Origin of the sequence: Streptomyces sp. NPDC006385 (assembly GCF_040612485.1) — a bacterium.
Lineage (GTDB): Bacteria > Actinomycetota > Actinomycetes > Streptomycetales > Streptomycetaceae > Streptomyces.
The window spans coordinates 261,193-283,287 of sequence record NZ_JBEXQG010000001.1; the positions used below are offsets into that span (position 1 = coordinate 261,193).

A 22,095-nucleotide genomic window follows, 5' to 3' on the forward strand; every position below is an offset into this window, starting at 1 on the left:
GGTTGGTCGTGATGGTGCGGCCGGCGGTACGTCCCCGCATCACCGGCTCCTCTATGCGACGGGGGCTTTTTCGGCGGAGGGCTGCGAGCCGCGCAGGACCAGGGCCGCGACGGCGCTGAAGGCGGCCAGCAGGAGTCCGGGGACGACGATCGACCCGGCGATGCCGAACAGGTCGGCCGCGGCACCGCCGATCAGCACTCCGAGGATGGTGAAGTTGACGGTGATCGCGTTGAGCAGGCCGACGCCGCGGCCGCGCAGCTCCTCGGGCAGGTCGGTGAGCAGCGTGTTGGCGATGGGCACCTGGAACAGCCCGGAGAACAGCCCGGTCAGCAGGCACCACTGGAGCACCGCGCCCCAGCCGGTGTGCTCCCACAGCCACTGCGTCGGGCCCAGTTCCGCCATGGCGAGGCCGAACAGGCCCATGCCGGCCAGCAGCAGCCCGCTGGAGCTGCCGAACCGTTTGATCAGGGCGGGGCCGGACAGCGCGCCGATGGCGGCGCCGCCGGCCAGCAGGGCCTGCGCCATACCGAACTGGAATCCGTCCAGCTTGAACACATCGAGGAACTGGGCGTTGACGTTGGTCGTGAACAGCCCGTAGACGATCGTCGCCGGGACCGCCAGCGTCAGCAGCACGCGCAGCGAGGGAACCGCGAGCACACCGCGGATGCCCGTCCGCAGGGACGCCCAGTACGACTCCGAGACCTGCCCCGAGGACGGCATCTCGCGCAGGGCCACCAGCGAGCCCAGCAGGAGCGCCGAGATCAGGAAGGTGGCGGCGTCGAGCACGAACACCACCGGGACGGAGCCGACGGCGATCAGCAGGCCGGCCAGGGCCGGGCCGCCCAGGTTGACGGTCTGGTATGTGCTCTGGAACAGGGCGATCGCCACCGGGATCCGCTTCGGGTCACCGACCACCTTCGGCACCGCGGCGATCCGGGCGGTCTCGAAGAACGCCTTGCCGACGCCCTCGGCGAGCGTCAGCGCGATCAGCGCCCAGACGCTGTCGCGGGCCGGGATCATGGCCAGCACGATGACGATCCGGGCGAGGTCCGAGCCGACCAGCAGGACCCGCTTGGGTACGCGGTCGGCCAGCGGCCCGATGAAGGCGGCCAGCACCCCGGAGGGCAGCAGCTGCATCATCACCACGAGCGCGATCATCATGGGGCTGTGCGTCAGCCGCGCCACCAGGTACACCAGGGTGACCCGGGTCATCGCGTCTCCGAGGAAGGAGACGACGACCGCCAGCCAGTAGCGGATGTAGACCCGGTCCTTGAGCAGTTCCAGCATCAGGCGCCCTTCTCGTTGTCGGCCAGCAGAGCGCTGATCGTCTCGGCCAGCCGCGCGACGTGCGGCTCGCGCATCATGGTGTAGTGGTTGCCGTCGGCCTTCAGGACCCGCAGGCCGTCGGCGGCCCAGCCCTGCCAGGCGTCGAACAGCTCGGGTGTGGCGGCGAGTTCCGGGTTCGCCTCGCCGGCGCGGATCAGCGTGAGGTCGCCGGACAGCGGCGTCGGCCGGTAGCGCCACATCAGCCGCAGGTTGGCGACCCACAGGTCGACGACTTCGGCGATGCGGTCGCGGCCCGCCTCCGGCGGCAGGTAGTCGTTGCGGCGGGCCAGCGCGAGCAGGTAGTCCAGGTGCTCCTCGTCGCTCATCCCGGCCAGTTCGTCCAGGGTCTTGCGCTCGTCGGCGAAGTCCCAGACGAGGTTCAGGGCGAGCGCCTCCACGATGGGTGCCCGGCCGGGCTCGTCGGCGGGGTCGACGGGGACGGGCGGGTAGGCGTCGATGAGGACGACCGAGGTCTGTTCGCCCTGTTTCTCCAGTTCGCGGGCGATGGCGAAGGCATTGGTGCCGCCGTAGCACCAGCCGACGAAGGTGTAGGGGCCCTCGGGTTGGGCTTCGCGGACCACGCGCGCGTAGTCGGCGGCGCGTTCCTCGAAGGTCTCGTACGGCAGCCGGCCGTCCCGCAGCGCCGGGGCGCTGACGGCGTACAGCGGCCGTTCCAGCGGCTGGAGCAGGCCCGCGAACGGCATGTAGCAGACCACTTCGCTGCCCGCCGGGTGGGCGAAGAAGACGGGTCGCGCGTCGGGGCGGCCGGCCCGGATCTCGGTGAGGTGGGCCTCGGTCCGCTCGTGGTAGCCCTCGCGGAGCATCCGCGCGAACCGCTCGACCGTGGCGCCCTGGAAGATGGCGGCCATCGGCAGCCGGCTGCCGAACCGTCGCTCGATCTCGCCGACGAGCTTGAGCACCAGCAGGGAGTGCCCGCCGAGGTCGAAGAAGCGGTCGTGCAGCCCGACCGGGCGGACGTCGAGCACCTCTTCCCAGATCCGGGCCACTTCGAGCTCGATCCGGTCGCGCGGCGCGACGTAGTCGGCGCGGTCCTGGTCGGCGGCCGGCTTCGGCAGGGCCTTGCGGTCGATCTTGCCGCTGGTGGTCAGCGGGAACTCGGTGACCGTGACGAACGCCGCGGGGATCATGTAGTCCGGCAGCGCCGGACGCAGGTGCTCGCGCAGCCGCTCGGCCTCGACCGGCTCGCCGCGGCTCGCGGTGTACGCCACGAGCCGCCGGTCTCCCGGCCTGTCCTCGCGGACGATCACGACGGCGCGGGCCACGTCGGGGTGCTGCTCCAGCCGCGCCTCGATCTCGCCGAGTTCGATGCGGAAGCCGCGCAGCTTCACCTGGCCGTCGTTGCGGCCGAGGAAGACGAGGGAGCCGTCGGGCCGGTAGCGGACGACGTCGCCGGTCCGGTACAGCCGGTCGCCGGGGCGGCCGCTGAACGGGTCGGGGACGAAGCGTTCGGCGGTCAGGTCGGGGCGTCCCCGGTAGCCGCGGGCGACCCCGCGTCCGCCGATGTACAGCTCGCCGGGCAGCCCGACCGGGACCGGGTCGAGGTGTTCGTCCAGTACGTAGACCTCGGTGTTGGCCAGCGGCCGGCCGATGGAGATCTCCGCCGAGCCGTCGTCGACGCGGCAGGTGGTGGACCAGATGGTGGTCTCGGTCGGTCCGTAGACGTTCCAGGTCCGGCCCGGCTCCTCGGCCAGGGTCGCGGCGAGCGACGCGGGCAGCGCCTCACCGCCGACGACGACCCGCATACCGGTGCTGTTGCGCCAGCCCGACTCGGTCAGCAGGTGCCAGGTGGCCGGGGTCGCCTGCATCACGGTCGCGCCGACGGCGGCCACGAGACCGGCGAGGGCGGGGCCGTCCTGCGCGGTCTCGCGCGGTACGACGACGACGGTGGCGCCGGTGATCAGGGGCGCGTACAGCTCCAGTCCGGCGATGTCGAAGGAGACCGAGGTGACCGAGGGCAGCACGTCGCCGGGGCCGATGCGCAGGTCGTCGGCCAGCGCCAGCAGCAGGTTCACGAGGTTGCGGTGGGTGACCTCGACACCCTTCGGGCGGCCGGTGGAACCGGAGGTGTAGATGACGTACGCGAGCCGGTCGCCCGGCACCGCCGGGGCGCCGGTCAGCGGCGGCTCGGCCAGGACGGCGTCACGCTCCCGATCGAGGAAGATCGTCTCGGCCCCGCTGTCGGTCACGCGATCGGCCAGCGAGCTGTGCGCCAGCACGGTGCGCACGCCGGCGTCCGCGGTCATCTCCGCGACGCGGCGCGCCGGGAACTGCGGGTCGAGCGGCAGGTAGGCGCCGCCGGCCAGGACCACGCCGAGCAGGCCGACCAGCAGGTCGCAGGAGCGTTCCAGGCACACGCCGACCACGGTTTCCGGGCCGACACCGCGGCGGGTCAGGTGGGTGGCCAACCGGGCGGCCCGGTCGAGGAGTTCGGCATACGTCAGGGACTCGTCGCCGCTGCGGACCGCGACCGCGTCGGGGGTGCGGGCGGCCTGGCGTCGCACCAGGTCGTCCAGGCCCAAGCCGGGTTCACGCGCGGTCTCGGTGCGGTTCCACTCCTCCAGCATCGTCGCCCGCTCGTCCGCCGCCAGCAGGGAGAAGGCGTCGACGCGGCGGCCCGGATCGGCGGCCGCCTGCGTCAGCAGCAGCTCCAGGTGGCGCCACATGCGGGCGATCGTGCTCTCGGTGAACAGGTCGGTGTTGTACTCGATGAGCCCGAAGAAATGGTCCGCCAGCACCTCGTCGTCGAAGATGCACAGCATGCACTCGTCCTTGGCCGTGTGGTTGTCGAAGACCAGCGGCTCAAGGCTCAGTCCGGGCATCTCCAGGGCAGTCTCGTGGAAGTCCACGAAGAAGAAGGACGCCTGGTAGACGGGGTTGCGGCTGGGGTCGCGCTCGATGTCCATCTCGTCCAGCAGGGTGCCGAAGGGGATGTCGTGGTGGTCCATGGCGCCGACCATGGTGGTGCGCGTCGCCCGCAGCAGTTCGCGGAAGCTCATGTCCGGCCGGACCGCCGTGCGCAGGGGCAGCATGGTCAGGAAGTAGCCGATGATCGCCTCGGTCTCGGGGCGGTTGCGGGTGGAGGACGTCGTGCCGACGACGATGTCCTCCTGGCCGGTGTAGCGGTGCAGCAGCAGCTGCCAGGCGGCCAGCAGGGCGACATACACGGTCACGCCCTCGCGCCGGGCCAACTCACGGATCGCCGCGGTCAGTTCGGGCGTCATGGCGAACTCGTACCGGGCGCCGTCGAAGGTCTGCACCGAGGGACGCGGGAAGTCGGTCGGCAGCTCCAGCACGAGCGAGGCGTCGGCCAACTGCTTTCTCCAGTACGGAAGTTGCCTGCGGCTCACCTCGTGTGCGAGCCAGTGCGGCTGCCACTCGGCGTAGTCCGCGTACTGGATCGGCAGGTCCGGCAGCGCCGGCTCGCCTCCGGTCACGAACGCCCGGTAGTACGCGGCGACCTCGCTCTCGAAGATGCCGGCCGACTGCCGGTCCCACACGAGGTGGTCGACGGTGGTCACCATGACGTGCTCGTCCTCGGCGAGACGGTAGACCACGACGCGCAGCGGCGGCCCGGCCTTGATGTCCAGCGGGACGCTCACCTCCGCGTTGACCAGGCGGAACAGCTCGCTCTCGCGCCGGTCGGCGGGTACGGCGGTGAGGTCCTCGCGGCGGATCGTGATCGGCATCGTGTCGTGGACGACCTGCACCGGCCGCTCGCCGCTCATCTCGAAGGTGGTGCGCAGCGGTTCGTGCCGGGCGATGACGGCGTTGACGGCCCGCTCCATCGCCTGCGTGTCGAGCCGGCCGCGCAGCCGGGCGCCGAAGAACACGTTGTAGACCGGGCTCGACTCGTCGAACTGATGGATGAGCCAGATGCGTTCCTGGTCCACGGTGAGCCGGGCGGGGCCCTTGCCTTCCCGGCGCGGGACCGCGCCGAGTTCCGGTGGCGGCGCGGGCCGGCCGGCCAGCCGGGACTGGAGCAGCGCGCGCTGCGCCGGGGTGAGTTTCGCCAGCCGCTGTGCAACCTCGGTCATGCCGCGTCCCCGTCCTCGCGCCGGTAGCGATCCTTCAACTCGGTGAGATGGTCGAGGCTGTCCAGCACGGCCCGCTGGTCGACGCCGAAGTCGACCAGGCAGGCGACCTCGTCGACGCCGATGTCCACCAGGTCCTCGATGAGCGTCTCGCACTTGTCGGGGGTGCCGAGCAGCGCGATGGTGTCGTAGTAGCGCTCGAAGGTGGCGGCGAGCATGGCGTCCCGGGCCTCACCGCTGATCTGGGCGTACTCGCTGCCGAATCCGTCCTGTTGGGCGAGGAAGGTCTTCAGGTAGTCGATGAGCGGTTGCCGCACGATCCGCTTGACGTCCGCCTCGTCGGCGCCGAGGAAGGTGTGCACCATCACGCTGACCTTGCCGGCGGCCGGGTCGTGGCCGTGTTCGCGTCGGGCCTCGCGGTAGGCGGCGATCTTCTCGCCGAGGTCCGTCAGACGCTGGGCGACGAGGCCGGTGAGGACATGGGCGCCGGCCTCGCCGGCCCGGACGAAGGTCTCGACGCTGCCCTGGGAGGAGACCCAGACGGGCAGCCGGGGCTGGATCGGCCGGGGCAGGCTGCGTACCTCCACGGGCTTGCCGAACGGACCGGGGAACGCCACCGCCTCGCCGGCCCACAGCCGCTGGATCGCGGCGAGTTGGTCGAACATCTCCTCCCGGCGGCGCTCGAACCGCTCCGCGCTGGTGTCGGGCGCGAGGACGAAGTCGTCCGGGTGCCAGCCGGAGGCGCAGGAGATCGCGGTCCGGCCGCCGGAGATGTTGTCCACCACCGACCACTCCTCGGCGATGCGGACCGGGTGGTGCAGCGGGAGTACGACGCTGCCGGCGCGGATCTGGATCCGCTCGGTCACGGCGGCGAGCGCGGCGGCGAGCAGCGACGGGTTCGGGTACAGCCCTCCGAAGTCGACGAAGTGCCGCTCGGGGACCGAGATCGCGCTGAACCCGTTCCGGTCGGCGTAGCGGGCCGCGTCGAACAGGAAGTCGTACTTGCCCGGTCCGTGCGTGGTGCCGTCGCCGGAGAAGAAGAACAGCATGAAGTCCATGACGCTGTCCGCGCGCCGGGCGCGGCGGCGCGGTCCTGCCGCGGAGGCTTGCGGCGCGTCGCCCAGAGCCGGTGCCGTGCGCCGCAACTTCTTGTCCAGCAGCGCTCGTTGCTGCGGTGACAGAGCGGCGAGCCGTCCCGCGATGTCGGGGGTCGTCGTCATCGGAGGTCCTCTCCTTGCAGCCTGGCTTCGGCTTCTTCCGGTGTCAGGCTCTCGATCTCGGCGAGCAGGGCTTCCAGTTCCTCGGGGGTGAGCTCGTCCAGGGACCGGGGTCCGCTCGCCCGGATCACCTCGGCCAGTTCCCGTACGGTGGGCGCCTCGAAGATGGCGCTCATGGACAGGTCGCCGAACTTCTCCCGCAGTCGGCCGATGACCTGGATGGCGAACAGGGAGTTCCCGCCGAGGCCGAAGAAGTCGTCGTCCGGGCCGAAGCCGGTGACGCCGAGCACCTCGTGCAGGACCTGCGCGATGGTCCGGGCGATGTCGTCGTCCGGCCACAGCAGACCGGGGTCCCAGTCGTCGTCCGGGGCCGCGCGCAGCCCGTCGTTCTCGCGGGCGTACGCGGTGGTCGTCAGCGTCGCCCGACCGGCCAGCACGTCCTGGAAGTCGGTAGCCGACACGACCGTCTGCGGATGGCCGGCGGCCAGTGCGGGCCAGGCCGCGGCCACGCCCCGGTCGGCGGGGATACCGGCGTCCTCACGGAACCGGCGTAGCTGCGCGGCCAGTTCGGGGTTGCCCGCCGCGTGCTGCTCCAGCCAGTCGTCCCACGCCCACTGGCCCCAGTCGACGGCCGTCGTGGGGCGGCCGGCCGCGGTGCGGGCGTGCGCGAAGGCGTCGAGGAACGCCCCGGCGGCGCAGTTCTCCAGTTGTCCGAAGCCGCCGACGATGCCGGTCGTCGAGGAGACGAGCAGGTTCATGCGCAGCGGCTCGTCGTGCAGCAACTCGTCCAGCAGCAGCACGGATCGCGCACGTGCGGTGAGCGCGGGCGCCAGTTGCTCGCGGGTCTTCAGGGCGGCCAGTCCGGAGCCGCGGACGTCCAGGGCGTGCACGACGCCGTCGACGGTGCCGAGGTGGGCGCGTGCCGCGTCGACGGCCCCGGCGGCTCGCGCGGGGTCGGACAGGTCGGCGGTGTGGATGCCGATCCGGCCCGGGTGCGCGTCCAGCAGCGCGGCCAGCCGTCCGGCCCGGGCGCGGACGCGGTCGTCGTACGCCGTCAGGTCCGCGGAATCCTGCGGGGGGTGCGGGAAATCGGGTTCGGTGACCAGGAAGAGGCGCGACCCGGTCCCGGCCGCCAGTTGCTCGGCGAAGGCGAGCCCCGCTTCGCCGGAGGCGCCGGTGATCAGGACGCCGGACACCTGCGGCGCCTCGACCGGGTCGGCCGGTTCCGGGGCGAAGGTCCGCACCCAGCGCCGGCCGCCGCGCAGCGCCACCAGGTCCGTGCTCGGCTCGGCGGCCAGCTCGGTGAGCAGGTGCGCGGTGAGCCGGTGCCAGGCCGCGTCGTGGGTGGGGTCGTCGGTGGGGAGGATTACGTCCACGGCACGGCACTTGAGGGTCGGGAGCTCCTGGGGCAGGACGGTGACGGCTCCGAGTACGGCGGCCCGCTCGGGCGCCCGCACGTCCTCACCGCACACGTCCCAGAGCTGATCGGTGAGGACGTCCACCTGGACGGGCTCGGCCTCGCCGGTCCCGGTCAGCGCCTGCGCCAGCTGGACCACCGAGAGGTAGCCGCGGTCCAGGGCGCCCTCCCAGCGCTCGACGACGCCCCTGTCCTCGGCCGCCGTGATGCTCCAGGCGTGCACGACCCGGGTGGGCCGACGGCCCTCGGCGCGCAACTCCCCTATCAGGCGGCCGATGTGCTCGGCGTCCCGGGGATCGATCAGGTGGCCGCCGTCCCGCGCGCGCTCGTAGCCCGTGCCGGCGCGGACCGCCGTCACTGTGTGCCCGGCGCCGCGCAGCGCTTCGGTGAGCCGGGCGCCGACACCGCGGTCGTCCTCGAACACCAGGCAGTCCCAGGGCTCCGGGGCCGCGGCGGACGGGGCCGGCGGGCTCTGGCGCCAGACCGGCAGGTGGTGCCAGCGGTTCTCGGGGAGCCGGCCGCCGCCGGCCGCGTCGGCGGCCGGTCCCGGGGGCGGCAGGAGGTGGGTGCGGCGTTCGAACGGGTACGTCGGCAGCGGCACCCTGTGCTTCGGGCGGCTCTCGTCCGGCGCTGACCGGTCGACGTCCGCTCCCTGCCGCCACAGCCCGGCCAGCCCCTCGGCGAAGGCGCGGCCCTCGGGGATCTCCTCGGTGCGCGAGCGGCGCATCGTGGTGGCCAGGGCGGGCGGACGGCCGTCGGGGGTGCGCTGAGCGCGGGCGAGTCCGGCCAGCGCGCTGCCGGGACCGGCTTCCAGCAGCACCGGGTCGTCCGCGAGCAGGGTGGCGAGCCCGGCGGAGAACAGCACCGGCCGGCGCGCGTGGGTCGCCCAGTAGTGCGGGTCGGTGGCCTGCTCCGCGGTGATCCAGGTGCCCGTCACGTTGGAGACGAACGGGATGCGCGGCGCGCGCGGCCGGGCCTCGGCGACCGCCTCCGCGATCTTGTCGAGCACGGGGTCCATGACGGGCGAGTGGAAGGGGTGCGAGGTCGGCAGCCGTACCGGTGCGACGCCGCGGGACTTCAGCACCTCGGTGACGCGGGCGGCCTCTTGGTCGGTGGCGGCCACGACGCACGCGCCGGGCGCGTTGACGGCCGCGAGGGTGCCGAGTTCCCCCAGCGCCTCGCGCAGCTCCGCCTCGCCGAGGGGCACGGCGAGCATGGCGCCGGTCGGCAGGGCCTGCATGAGCCGGGATCGGACGGCGACGACACGCAGCGCGTCGGCCAGTGTGAACACGTCGGCCAGGCAGGCCGCGACCAGCTCGCCGAGGCTGTGCCCGAGCATCGCGTCGGGCCGGACGCCGTGGTCGGCGAGGAGCCGGCACATCGCGTAGTCGACGGCGAACACCGCGGGCTGGGTGTACTCGGTGCGCGCCAGCCGTTCGGCGCCGTCGGGCGCGAACGCGATCTCGCGCACGTCCCATCCGGTGTGCGGGCGCAGCAGGTCGGCGCACTCGTCGAGGGCGGCGCGGAAGGCGGGCTCCCGCTGGTACAGCTGCGCCCCCATGCCCGGGTACTGGCTCGCCTGGCCGGGGAGCAGGAACGCGGTCCGGCGACGGCCGGTGGCCGCGTCCGCGGGCGCCTGCCCCCGCCCGGGGGAGGTCAGCGCGGCGACGGCGCCGGGAAGGTCGCGGCAGACGACGGTACGGCGGTGGGCGAACTCGGCGCGCCCCGTGCGCAGGGTGTGGGCGACGTCCTCAAGGGCTGTCTCGGGGTGGGCCCGCAGATGGTCGGCCAGAGCGGTGGTGGCGGCGTCGAGCGCCTGCGGCGTACGGGCCGACAGGGGCAGGATGTGCCACCGCTCCTCGTCGGCGGCCCCCGTACGCTCCGGGAGCTCCGGTGCGGCTTCCAGCACCACATGGGCGTTCGTGCCGCCGAACCCGAACGAGCTGACGCCGGCCCGCGCCCGATGCCCCGTCGCCGGCCACGGCACTCGCCGCGCGCACACCTGGAACGGTCCCTTGTCCAGGCCGGTCTCCGGGTGGGCGGCGGTGAAGTGCAGCGTCGGCGGGATCACCCGGTGTGCGAGGGCCAGCACCGTCTTGATCAGGCCGGCCACACCGGCGGCGGCGTCCAGGTGGCCGATGTTGGACTTCACCGCGCCCAGCAGGCACGGCTCGGCTCCGGTGCGGTCGCCGAACGCCTCGGCCAGGGCCCGGACTTCGATCGGGTCGCCGAGCGGGGTGCCGGTGCCGTGTGCCTCGACGTAGTCCACGGTGGCCGGGTCCACGCCGGCGACCTCCAGGGCCTCGGCGACGACAGCGGTCTGGCCGGCCGCGGACGGCGCGGTGATGCCCATCTTGTCGGCGCCGTCGTTGTTCACGGCCGAGCCGCGGATCACCGCGTGGATGTGGTCGCCGTCGGCGAGCGCGTCCTCCAGGCGCTTCAGTACGACGACGCCCGCGCCGTCACCGGGCACGGTGCCGTCGGCACGCGCGTCGAACGGGCGGCAGTGCCCGTCCCGGGACAGGATGCCGCCCTCCTCCCAGCGGTAGCCGGACGGCTCCAGGAAGCGGACCGCGGCACCGCCGGCCAGGGCCAGGTCGGACTCCCGGGTCAGCAGGCTCTGGCAGGCGAGGTGGACGGCCACGAGCGAGGAGGAGCACGCGCTCTGCACGGTGATGCCCGGACCGGTGAGGCCGAGCTTGTACGCCACCCGCAGCGCCAGCATGTCGGTGTCGTTGCCGACGGCGACCTGGAGCGGCTGTCCCGCCGTCCCCGCGCCGCGCCGGACGGCGCGCTCGTAGCGGTATCCGGTGTTGGCCGCGCCCGCGAAGACGGCGGCCCTCGGCGGCATCCGGCCCGGCACGTACCCGGAGTGCTCCAGGGCCTGCCAGGCGCATTCGAGGAACAGCCGGTGCTGCGGGTCGGTCACCTCGGCCTCGGCCGGGGTGAGGCCGAAGAACTCCGCGTCGAACTCGCCCGGCCCGCCGAGCGCCCCGGCGACCGGGACGAACGCCTGGTCGTCGCGGGCCTCGACGCCGGCGTCGGCCAGTTCCTCGGGGGTGAAGCGGGTGAGGCCCTCCCGGCCGGAGACGAGCAGGTCCCAGAACTCGCCCAGGTCCCGCGCGCCGGGCAGGCGGCAGCTCATACCGATGACCGCGACCGCGCCCTCGGTCTCCGGCAGCTCCGTGTAGTCGGTCATCGGACTCCCCCTGTCACTTCGTGTCCATCGCGTTGCGCGGCCTTCGCGGCGACCACGGCGCCGAATCCGCGCAGCGTCGTCTCCTCGAACATCAGCCGCAGCGGCACCTTGACGCCGAGGCGTTCCCGCAGCTCGGCCACCACCTGAGTGGCGAGCAGCGAGTGGCCGCCGAGTTCGAAGAAGTCATCGGCCGGCCGGACCGTCTCGACCTCGAGCACCGCGGCCCAGATCTCCGCCAGCACCCGCTCGGCCTCGGTGACCGGTTCCTGGTCCTGCTCCGCCCCGGCGGTGCCCGTGCCGGCCGTGGCCGCCGGGTCCGGCAGCGCGGCCCGGTCGACCTTGCCGTTGGCGGTGAGCGGCAGCCGGTCCAGCGGGGTGAACGTGCTGGGCACCATGTAGGCGGGAAGCTGCGCGCCGAGGTGTTCCCGCAGCTGAGCCGTGCCGGCCTCGGTGCCGACGACGTAGTACGCGGCCAGACGCAGCCCGCCCGAGGCGTCGGGGTGGGCGGTGACCGCGGCGTCCTTGACCGCCGGGTGGGCGAGCAGGGCCGCCTCCACCTCGGCCGGCTCCACCCGGTGGCCGCGGATCTTCACCTGGCGGTCCTCACGCCCGAGCAACTCCAGCACGCCGTCCGGGTGGTAGCGGCCGAGGTCGCCGGTGCGGTACAGGCGCTCGCCGGTCTCCGGGTGCCGCACGAACCGGTGCGCGGTCTTCTCCGGGTCGCCGAGGTACCCCATCGCCAGGCCGGCGCCGCCGATGTACAGCTCGCCGACGACGCCGTCGGGGCGCGGCCTGAGATGGTCGTCCAGGACGTGCCAGCTCTGGTTGTCGAGCGGGATGCCGTACGGGATGCTCGGCCAGTGGGGCGGCACCTCGCCGATGGCGTACCAGATCGACCAGATCGCGGCCTCGGTCGCCCCGCCCAGGCTGTTCAGCCGCAGACCGGGGACCAGGGCCCGGATCCGGTCGGGCAGCGACAGCGGGATCCAGTCGCCGGACATCAGGGCCAGCCGCAGCGAGGCCGCGGCGGCGCCGCTGCCCTCGCTCTCCAGGTGGTCGGTCAGCAGGCCCAGTTGGGCCGGGACCGAGTTCCACAGCGTGATGCGGTGCCGGGCCACCAGGTCGGCCCAGTGCGCCGGGTCGGCGCGGCGGCCGGGGTCCGGCAGCACCAGGGCGCCACCCACGGCGAGCAGGCCGAAGATGTCGTAGACGGACAGGTCGAAGCCGAGCGAGGCCAGGCCGAGCATGCGGTCGTCGGCGCCGACCTCGAACCGCCGGTTGATGTCCTCGACGGTGTTGAGGGCGGCCCGGTGACTGATCATCACCCCCTTGGGCACGCCGGTGGAGCCCGAGGTGTAGATGACGTACGCGAGGTCGTCCGGATGGGCGGCGGAGGCCTCGACCGGGGCTTCGCCGTCGCTCAGGCCGTCGACGGGGACCGCCGTGACCCCCTCGGGCCAGGCTCCCGCTCCGGCCGCGGCGTCCGGCACCAGGACGTGCCGCACTGCGGCGTCGGCGAGGATCCGGTCCCGGCGGGCCGCCGGCTGTGCCGGGTCCAGCGGCAGATAGGCGGCGCCGGCCATGAGAACTCCGAGCACGGCGGCGATCTGGGCCGTGCTCTTGTCCAGCGCGACCGCGACGATCCGTCCGGGACCCTTGGGCCGGGCGCGCAGGTGCGCGGCGACGGCGGACGCCCGGGCGTGCAGCTCGGCGTAGCTGAGCACGGCGTCGGCGGCGATGACGGCCGGGGCCCGCGGGGTGCGCCGGCACTGCGCCACCACGCCCTCGTGCAGGAGGGCTTCGGGCAGCGGGCGGCGGGTGGCGTTGCGCTGCGCCCGGCACGTCTCCTGCTCGGGCGGGAGGGGGACGCCGGCCGTGCTCTCCCACGCCTCGTCGGTGTCGGCGAGGGCGCGCACGCGGCGCTCGAAGGCGGTGAACATCGCGTCGACCGTGCCGCCGGCGAACGCCGTCTCCCGGACGTGCCACGTCACGCGCAGCGCACCGTCGGGGCTCTCCTCGGCGTGGCAGCCGATGAGCAGTTCGCCGTCGTCCTCGCGCGGCGCGGTCCCGAAGGCGTACGCGACCGGCGACCCGTGGCCGGTGAGGTCCGTCCGGCGTGCCGCCGCGGCCAGGCGCGTGTCGAAGGGCGCGACGGGATCGGTGTCCGGCACGATCGCGCCCCGCGGGGCGTCGTCCCGGCGTACGGTGAAGTCGGCGTTCCGGCTCCAGGCGCCGATCACGTCGGTGAAGGCCGTGCACACCGCGTCCGGGGAGGTCGCGCCGTACCGGCCGGCCCGCTCCCGTACGGCGGTCCAGCGCTCGCGGTCCAGGATCAGCCGCCGACTGCCGGGGTGGGCAGGTCCGGCATCGGGAGTCCAGGCCCTGAAGACATCGGTGGTCGGCAGTTCCGGCGGCGGCGCTTCGGCTGTCACGAGGTCCTCCTGTCGGCGTCGTGGGCTTCCACGGCGGTCGGGTGGGCGGCGTCCCTCGGTCCGTCGGCGGACGGCAGGACGGGCAGGCCCGGCTCGCCGGTGCAGGTTTCGAGGACGCGGATGTACCGGGCGAGCAAGGTGTTCGCCGTCTCCTCGGTGAACAGGTCGGTGGCGTACTGGAGGGTGAGGCGCAGGTCCTCGCCCCGGGCCTCGACGACGAGACCGAGATCGAACATGGCGGTCTCGCCGGTCCAGCCGATGTCGCCCTCGACCCGGAGCCCCGGCCCGAAGTCGGGGTCGGGGGTGGCGGTGACGTGGTTGAACATCACCCGGAAGATCGGGGAGAGTTGCCGGTCCCGCCGGGTCACGAGCGCCTCGACCATCCGGTCGAGCGGCAGGTCCTCGTGGGCCAGGGCGCCCAGCACGGCGTGCCGCACCCGGGCCAGCAGCGCGCGGAAGTCCGGGCGGTCGGCGAGCGAGGTGCGCACCGGCAGCATGTTGATCAGGCAGCCGACCAGGCGGTCGAGGCCGGGTCGGCCGCGGCCGGCGACCGGGGTGCCGACGGTGACCTCCGGGTCGCCCGACCAGTCGGCCAGCAGCACCTGGAGGGCGGCGAGCAGCACCATGTACTCGGTGGCGCCCTCGCGGCGGCCGAGTGCCCGCACCCGCCGGGCCAGTTCGGTGTCTATGGCGGCGCTCGCGACCGCCCCGGCGAAGCTTCGCAGCGACTGCCGCGGATGATCCGTCGGCAAGGCCGGAGCGACGGGGTCGGTGCCGAGCACCCCGCGCCAGTGGTCGAGCAGTTGTTCCAGACGCTCGCCCTGGAGCCAGGCGTGCTGCCACTCGGCGTAGTCGGCGTAGGCGAGCGTGGGCTCGGGGAGCCGATGCGGCTCGTCGGCGACGGTCGCGGCGTACAGCCGGCCGAGTTCGTCGCAGACCAGTGGGAGGGACCAGCCGTCGATGGCGATGTGGTGCAGGACCAGGGAGAGTCGGTGCTCGTCCGGTGCGAGCCGGACGAGCCGGGCGCGCAGCACCGGGCCGCTCGCCAGGTCGAAGGGCTCGATGGCGTCCTGCCGTAGGAGGCGGGCGGCTTCGGCGGCCGGGTCGGGGTGGCCGGCCAGGTCGGTGCGGGGCAGCTCCACGTCGGCGGCCGGGGCGATGTGCTGGCGGGGCCGGCCGCGGGTGGCCGGGTAGGACGTGCGCAGCACCTCGTGCCGCTGGACGAGGAGGCCCAGTGCCCGTTCCAGCGCCACGCGGTCCAGGTCACCGTGCAGGCGCAGGACGAGGGGGACGTTGTAGAGCGAGCTGTCCGGCTCCAACTGGTCCATGAACCACAGGCGTTGCTGGGCGAACGACAGGGGCACCGGCTCGTCGGAACCGGGCTCGCGGCGGCGCGGCACCGGTCCGGCGTCCTCGGCCGTCGCGGTGGCCTGTGCGGCGAGCGCGCGCGGGGTCGGACCGTTCATCAGGGCGCGGATCGACAGGGAGGTGCCCAGCGCCTCGTTGACCCGCGCCAGCAGCGGGATCGAGAGCAGCGAGTGACCGCCGAGCTCGAAGAAGTCGTCGTCGACGGCGACGTGTTCGAGGCCGAGCACCTCCGCCCAGATGCCGGTCAGGATGTCCTCGACCGGCGTACGCGGGGCGGGTCCGGATCCGTCCGGCAGCCCGCGATGCCCCTCCGGGACCCGCAGGGCTAGTCGGTCGACCTTGCCGTTCGGCGTGATCGGGAGCGCGTCCAGCGGGACGTAGACCGACGGCACCAGGTACTCGGGCAGGCTGCGCCGCAGCCAGGTGCGCAGTTCCTCCCCGGTCACCGCCGCGGTGGCCTCGACGAACGCGGCGAGCCGCTTGCCGGTGTCGCGCGGGGCGTCGACGACGACGGCCGCGCGGGCCACGGCGGGATGAGCGCCGAGTGCCGCCTCGATCTCACCGGGCTCGATCCGGAAGCCGCGGATCTTCACCTGCCCGTCGCTGCGTCCGAGGAACTCGATCGCTCCGTCCGCCCGGTACCGCACCGTGTCACCGGTCCGGTACAGCCGCTCCCCCGGGCTCTCTGCGAAGGGGTGCGGGACGAACCGCTCGGCGGTCAGGTCGGCGCGGCCGAGGTAGCCGGCGGCGAGTCCGGGGCCGCCGAGGTACAGCTCGCCTGGCATGCCGACCGGGACCGGCCGCATCCGGGCGTCCAGGACGTACGCCTGGGTGTTGGCGATCGGCCGGCCGATCGGCACGGTCGCGGCGTCGGCCGGCACGTCCTGGACCTGGTGCCAGGTCGCGAACGTGGTGGTCTCGGTGGGGCCGTAGACGTGCAGCAGCCGCTGGGGAGCGCCGTGGCGAAGGATGCGGCGCACCGTGCCCGGGTCCACCGCCTCGCCGCCGAACAGCAGCTCGCGCAGCGTGTGGAAGGCGTCGGGGCGTCGGTGCGCGACGGCGTTGACCGCGGCTGTGGTCAGGAACAGCGAGTCGATGCCCTGCTCCACGAGCGCCGCGGCCAGCTTGTCCGGGTCCAGGACGATGTCACGGGGCAGGACCACGACGCATCCGCCGTTGGCCAGCGCGCCCCAGACCTCGAAGGTCGCGGCGTCGAAGGAGGCGTTGGCCGCCTGGGCCACCCGGTCGCCGGCCTGGACGCGGACGTAGTCGCTCTCCCGCACCAGGCGCACGATCGCGCGGTGGTCGACGACGACGCCCTTGGGCCGCCCCGTCGAGCCGGAGGTGTAGATGACGTACGCGGTGCTGCGGGCGCAGGCGAAGGCGTCCGGCCGCGCGGTGGATTCGGCGGCGCGGCCGTCCCGGTCGTCGTCGAGGCACAGCCGCAGCCGGCCCGCGCCGGGGATCTCGGTCGCGGTCCGGTGCCGGGTCACGATCACCCGCAGCCCGGCGTCGTCGGCCATCAGGGCCAGCCGCTCGCCGGGATACTCGGGGTCCAGCGGCACGTACGCCGCCCCCGCCTTGAGGATCGCCAGCATCGCGACGACCAGCTCGGGTGAGCGGTCCAGGCAGATCCCGACCCGGTCTGCGGGGCGTACGCCGTCGCGCCGCAGGCGGTGGGCCAGGCGGTTCGCCCGCTCCTCCAGCTCGCGGTAGGTGAGCGTGCTGTTTCCGGCGATCACGGCCGGGAGGTCGGGAGAGGCGTCGGCGTGCTGCTCGAACAGCCGGTGGACGGGCGCCTCGGGAAGGGGGGCGCCGGTCCGGTTCCAGGCGTGCAGGACGCGCTCGCGCTGGTCCGCGGCGAGCAGGTCCAGATCGGCGAGCCGGGTCCCGGGCGTCCGCGCCACCTGCCGCAGCAGCAGCGTCAACTGCTCGGCGAACCGGGCGGCGTCCGCCCGGTCCAGGACGTCGCCGTTGTACTCGAGGCTGCCGTCGAGGCCGTCGCCGCGGTCCTCCACGATCAGGGTGAGGTCGACCTTGGCGGCGCCGGGATCGGCCGGCCGGGGCTGCAGCCGGTGCCGGCCCAGGCGTACGGCCCGCAGGGGGACGTCGTTGAACTGGACCAGGAACTGCACGACCGGCATGCGGGCCGCGTCGCGCTCCGGGCGCAGCTCCTCGACGAGGCGCTCGAAGGGCAGCTCCTGGTGCTCGACGGCGCCCAGTACGGCGTCGCGGACCCGGCCGAGGATCTCGTCGAACGCGGGATCGCCGGACAGGTCCACCCGTAGCGGAAGGGTGTTGACGAAGAAGCCGAGCAGCGGCTCCAGTTCGGGCCGGATGCGCATGGCCGCGGGGGCACCGACGACGATGTCGGTCTCGCCGGTGTGCCGGCTGAGCAGTGCGGTGAACGCGGCCAGCAGGATCATGTGGAGCGTGACGCCCTGACCGCGGCCGAGGTCGGCGAGCTGCTCCTGGAGGTGACGGTCCCAGGCGAACGGGTGCAGTCCGCCGCGGAAGGACTGCTGGGCGGGCCGGACCCGGCCACTGGGCAGTTCCAGGACGGTGGGCGCCCCGGCGAGACGCTCGCGCCAGTACCGGAGGTCGGCGTCCCGGGCACCGCTGTCCTGCTGGGCTCGCTGCCATCGCGCGAAGTCGCGGTAGCCGACCGGGAGTTCGGGCAGCTTCACCGGATCCCCGCCGGTCTCGGCGGCGTACAGCCGTTCCAGCTCGGCGAAGAAGACGTCGAGCGACCAGCCGTCGGTGATGATGTGATGCATCGTCAGCACGAGGCCCTGCGGACCGTCGGCGACCCGGATCAGCCGGGCACGCAGCAGCGGACCGGCCGAGAGGTCGAACGGCACGGCCGCCTCGCGGCGGATCCGCGCGTCGAGCGCGTCGCCGGCCCGCGTGCCGTCGTCCGGCGCGATGTCCTCGACCGCGATGTCGATGGGCCATGGCTCACCGACCGTCTGCCGTACCAGCCCGCCGGCTTCGGTGAACGTGGTGCGCAGGGCCTCATGCCGCACGATCAGCCGGTCCAGCGCGCGCCGCAGCGCCGCCGTGTCGAGCTCGGCGTGCCAGGGCAGGGCGACCGCGACGTTGTAGGCCGGCGATCCCGGCATCAGGCGGTCCAGGTACCACAGTCGCTCCTGAGCGAAGGACAGCGGCGCCGAGCCGTCCCCGTCCCCCGCCCCGTCCCTGTCCCCGTCCCCGCGGGTCAACGGCGCTTCGGTGGCCCGGGGTTCGGTCCGCGCGGCACGCACCTGTGCCGCCAGCGCCGCCAGGTCCCGGCTGCCGAGGACCGCTGCCGGTGTGACGGGGGCGTCCAGGGTCTGGCGGATACGCGACGCCAGTCGTACGGCCTTGAGCGAATGGCCGCCCAGTGCCACGAAGCCGTCCTCCCGGAACACCTCCGTGACCCCGAGGCTCTCGCGCCACAGCGCGGCGAGCGCGCTCTCCAGCTCGTCGGCGGGCGCGGTGCCGTGGCCGGTCCGGTCCCTCGGCGTACCGGCCATCCCGATCAGGGCGGCGCGGTCCAGCTTGCCGTTCGGCGTGACCGGCAGGCGGTCCAGTTCGGTCAGGACGGCGGGCACCATGTAGTCGGGGAGCGCGCGGGCCACCCGGGCCCGGAGGTCATCGGTGTCCAGGCGCGACGACGGCGCCGCGGACGACCGACGGCCCATCGCTGCGCCGCCGGCGCGGCGCTCGGCGTCGGCGACGACGTACGCGGCGAGGAACCGGTCGCCGGCGCCGTCCGTCGCCACGCATACGACGGCCTCGGCGATCTCCGGCTGCGCCCGCAGCAGCGCCTCGATCTCGCCCAGCTCGACGCGCAGTCCGCGGATCTTGGTCTGGAAGTCGATCCGTCCGAGCAGCTCGATCCGGCCGTCGGGACGGAACCGGGCCAGGTCGCCGGTCCGGTAGACGCGTTCGCCGCGGACGGGTCCGTAGGAGAAGTCGGTGAACTTCTCGGCGGTGAGCTCCGGCCGGCCCAGATACCCCTCGGCGAGTCCGATGCCGGCCAGGTGCAGTTCGCCGGGGACGCCGATGGGGACGGGGCGCTGCCGGGCGTCCAGGATGTAGGTGCGTTGGTTGGCCATGGGGCGGCCGTACGGGACGCTGCTCCAGTCGGGCAGCGGTGAGCCCGCTTCGGTGAGGGTGGAGTGGATCGAGGATTCGGTGGCGCCGCCCATCACGATGACGCGGATGCCGGGGGCGAAGGCGCGCAGCCGGTCCGGCAGTGTCGGTGTCACCCAGTCGCCGCCCAGCATGGCCAGCCGCAGGCCGGTGCGTTCGCCGTCGAGTCCCTGGAGGTGGGCGACGTAGAGCTCGGCGAGCGCTGGCGCGGAGTTCCACACGCTGACCTGGTGGCGCTGGATCAGTTCGTGCCAGTGCGCCGGGTCCTTGGCCCGGTCGGGGTCCGCCACGACTACGGCGCCGCCGGCCAGGGTGATGCCGAGGAACTCGTACACCGACATGTCGAAGCTGGTCGAGGACAGGGCCAGGACCTTGTCGCCGGGGCCCACGTCGAAGCGGGTGTTGAGGTCCAGCAGGTTGTTGAGGACGCCGCGGTGGCGCAGCGCGATGCCCTTGGGACGTCCGGTGGAGCCCGACGTGTAGATGATGTAGCACAGGTCGTCGGGTCCGGCCGTGGGTTTCGGGCGGTCCGCCGGCTGTGCGGCGATCCGCTCCGCGTCCCCGTCGAGCAGGACGACCGGGATGCCGGGCTCGGGGAGGCGCGCGAGCAGATGGGACTGCGTGACCATGACCTGGCAGTCGGAGTCGCGCTGCATGAACGCGAGGCGCTCGGCCGGGTAGTCCGCGTCCAGCGGCACGTACGCGCCGCCCGCCTTCAGCACCCCGAGCACGGCCGTGAGCAGGTCCGGGCCGCGGTCCACGCACAGGGCGACCCGGCTGCGGACGCCGACGCCGAGGTCGCGCAGGTGGTGGGCCAGCCGGTTGGCCGCCGCGTCGATGTCCCGGGCGCTGGTGGCCGCGCCGTGCTGGATCACCGCGGGCGCGTCCGGGTCGGCGGCGGCGCGGGCGGCGAACCGCTCGTGCAGGCAGCCGTCGTGGTCGAGCGGCGTCTCGGTGGCGTTCCAGTCGACCAGGACGCGCCGCTGCTCGGCCTCGGTGAGGACGGGCAGGGCGGCGAGTCGTTCCGTGTGCGGGGCGGCGACGGCGGAAGCGCTCAGGGAGCGGATGTGCGCCAGGAAGCGGTCGACGGTGCCGGGGTCGAAGACCTCGGTGTCGTAGGTGGCCGCGATGACCAGGTCGGGACCGTCCGAGGCGAGGTCGATGAGCAGTTCGGCGTCCGCCGCCAGGTCCTCGGTGCGCCCGAAGGCGACGCCGATCCGGCTGTCCGGTCCGGCGGGCCGCGGAGTCATGTCCCGTACGGCGGCGAGCAGTCGGGCGAAGGTCGGCTCCTCGACGTCGTCGAGGGCGAGGACGGCGCCGTCGCCGACCCCGATCGCGGCCGCGGCCTCCCCGGTGTACCGCGGCTGCACGGCGAGGCAGGCGGCCAGGAGGACGTGGCGGAGGTCGGTGTCGTGGGCCTCGGCGAGGGCCTTGAGGGAGTGGACCAGGTCCTCGTCCAGCCGTAGCGCGGTCCGGGTACGGCGGACGGGGTGGTCGGGCGCGGGTGTTCGGTAGGTGGGCAGTCCTGCCGTCACGTTCACGACGTGGCCTGCGGGTAGCCCGGGATCGGGAAACATCGGCACAGGTCAGCCACTTCGTCGAGGACGCCCTTGCGGACGTCGGGGTCAAGGCGGTACTCGGTGTCGGACACCGGCTCGACCGCGTCCAGGACGCGGACCACCAGCTCGGCACAGGTCGGCATGTCGGCCGGCCCCATGCCGCGCTGCGCGAGGATGTTGGTGCCCAGGCGCAGTCCGCTGGCCACGAGCGGCGGCCGGGAGTCGCCGGGAATCCGGTTGCGGTTGGCGAGGATGCCGCAGTCGCTGAGCGCCAGTTCGGCGATGGCGCCGGTCAGGCCACGGCGGCCCACGTCGAGCAGGACCATGTGGTTGTCGGTGCCCCCGGTGAGCACGGGCCAGGCGCGCGTGCCGAGTGCGTCGGCCAGCGCGGCGGCGTCGTCCGCGATGCGGCGGGCCGTCGCCCTGAACTCGGCCGCGGCCACCACGTCCAGCGCCCGGGCCTTGGCGGCGATCGCCGCGGCGTTCGGGGTGCCCTGGGTCAGGGGGAAGACCGCGCGGTCGAGCAGCGTCGACAGGGGGGTACGGCCGTCCGGGCCGGGGGTGTCGTGCTCGGCTCCCATCAGGATCAGGCCGCCGCGCGGCCCGCCGAGCTGCTTGTACGTGCTCGTCGTCGTGACGTGGGCGATGTCCACCGGGCTGGGCAGTACCCCGGCGGCCACCAGGCCGGCGATGTGCGAGATGTCCGCGAGCAGGTACGCGCCCACCTCGTCGGCGATGTCGCGGAACCGCCGGTAGTCGATGCGCCGCGGATAGGCGCTGGCGCCGGCGATGATGAGCTTCGGCCGGTGCTCGCGGGCGAGTCGGGCGGCCTCGTCGTAGTCGATCAGGCCGGCGTCGTCGAGCCCGTAGGCGACGGAGCGGAAGGCCCGGCCGGTCACGGAGGCCGGCGCCCCGTGGGTGAGATGGCCTCCGGCATCGAGGTGCAGGCCGAGCAGGGTGTCGCCGGGGGCGACCAGCCCGAACTCGACGGCCAGGTTCGCCGCCGTGCAGGAGTGCGGCTGGACGTTGGCGTATCGGGCGCCGAACGCGGCCCGCGCGCGGGAGACGGCGAGCCGCTCGATGGCGTCGAACCACTCCGCGCCCGGGTGGTACCGGCGTCCCGGGTAGCCCTCCGCGGTGACGTTGGAGAGCACCGTGCCGGCCGCCGCCAGCACCGACGGCGGTGCGACGCTGGCGTGCGCGACGATGGCCAGTACGCCGGTCTCGTAGTCCAGTTCCTGGTCCAGCAGGGTGGCGAGCTCGGGGTCCTGATCGGGCAGCTCCCGCGCTCCGGCCATCTGGATGTCGAAGGTCTGCGACATTGCGATCAACCCGCCACGTGGAGTCGGCGGAAAGGGCCGGAAACGCAATACGTGCGCTGTGGAATT

7 protein-coding genes are annotated in these 22,095 nt (G+C 73.7%); all 7 read right to left on the bottom strand.

All coding sequences use genetic code 11. The features are described from left to right. Positions 1-51 precede the first annotated feature (51 nt). Genes ABZ078_RS01240 through ABZ078_RS01270 form a run of 7 tightly spaced genes read right to left on the bottom strand, consistent with a single transcriptional unit; the run spans position 52 to position 22,029 of the window. The gene (locus ABZ078_RS01240) at positions 52-1,287 is read right to left on the bottom strand and encodes an MFS transporter (protein WP_356570358.1); all 1,236 of its coding nucleotides are present in this window, start codon (positions 1,285-1,287) and stop codon (positions 52-54) included. After that, positions 1,287-5,381, bottom strand: coding sequence for an amino acid adenylation domain-containing protein (locus ABZ078_RS01245; protein ID WP_356570359.1), 4,095 nt, complete (start codon positions 5,379-5,381; stop codon positions 1,287-1,289). The genes ABZ078_RS01240 and ABZ078_RS01245 overlap by 1 nt, the downstream gene beginning before the upstream one ends. Further along, the gene (locus tag ABZ078_RS01250) at positions 5,378-6,598 is read right to left on the bottom strand and encodes a MupA/Atu3671 family FMN-dependent luciferase-like monooxygenase (protein WP_356570360.1); all 1,221 of its coding nucleotides are present in this window, start codon (positions 6,596-6,598) and stop codon (positions 5,378-5,380) included. The genes ABZ078_RS01245 and ABZ078_RS01250 overlap by 4 nt, the downstream gene beginning before the upstream one ends. Further along, on the bottom strand, positions 6,595-11,211 hold the full coding sequence (locus ABZ078_RS01255) for a beta-ketoacyl synthase N-terminal-like domain-containing protein (RefSeq protein ID WP_356570361.1): 4,617 nt from the start codon (positions 11,209-11,211) through the stop codon (positions 6,595-6,597). The genes ABZ078_RS01250 and ABZ078_RS01255 overlap by 4 nt, the downstream gene beginning before the upstream one ends. After that, on the bottom strand, positions 11,208-13,643 hold the full coding sequence (locus ABZ078_RS01260) for an amino acid adenylation domain-containing protein (RefSeq protein ID WP_356570362.1): 2,436 nt from the start codon (positions 13,641-13,643) through the stop codon (positions 11,208-11,210). The genes ABZ078_RS01255 and ABZ078_RS01260 overlap by 4 nt, the downstream gene beginning before the upstream one ends. Continuing rightward, positions 13,640-20,689 (bottom strand): amino acid adenylation domain-containing protein, encoded by a 7,050-nt coding sequence (locus ABZ078_RS01265; RefSeq protein ID WP_356570364.1) that lies wholly within the window; start codon positions 20,687-20,689, stop codon positions 13,640-13,642. The genes ABZ078_RS01260 and ABZ078_RS01265 overlap by 4 nt, the downstream gene beginning before the upstream one ends. Next, positions 20,686-22,029 (bottom strand): serine hydroxymethyltransferase, encoded by a 1,344-nt coding sequence (locus ABZ078_RS01270; protein WP_356570366.1) that lies wholly within the window; start codon positions 22,027-22,029, stop codon positions 20,686-20,688. Before ABZ078_RS01270 ends, ABZ078_RS01265 begins: the two co-directional genes overlap by 4 nt. Positions 22,030-22,095: the final 66 nt, after the last annotated feature.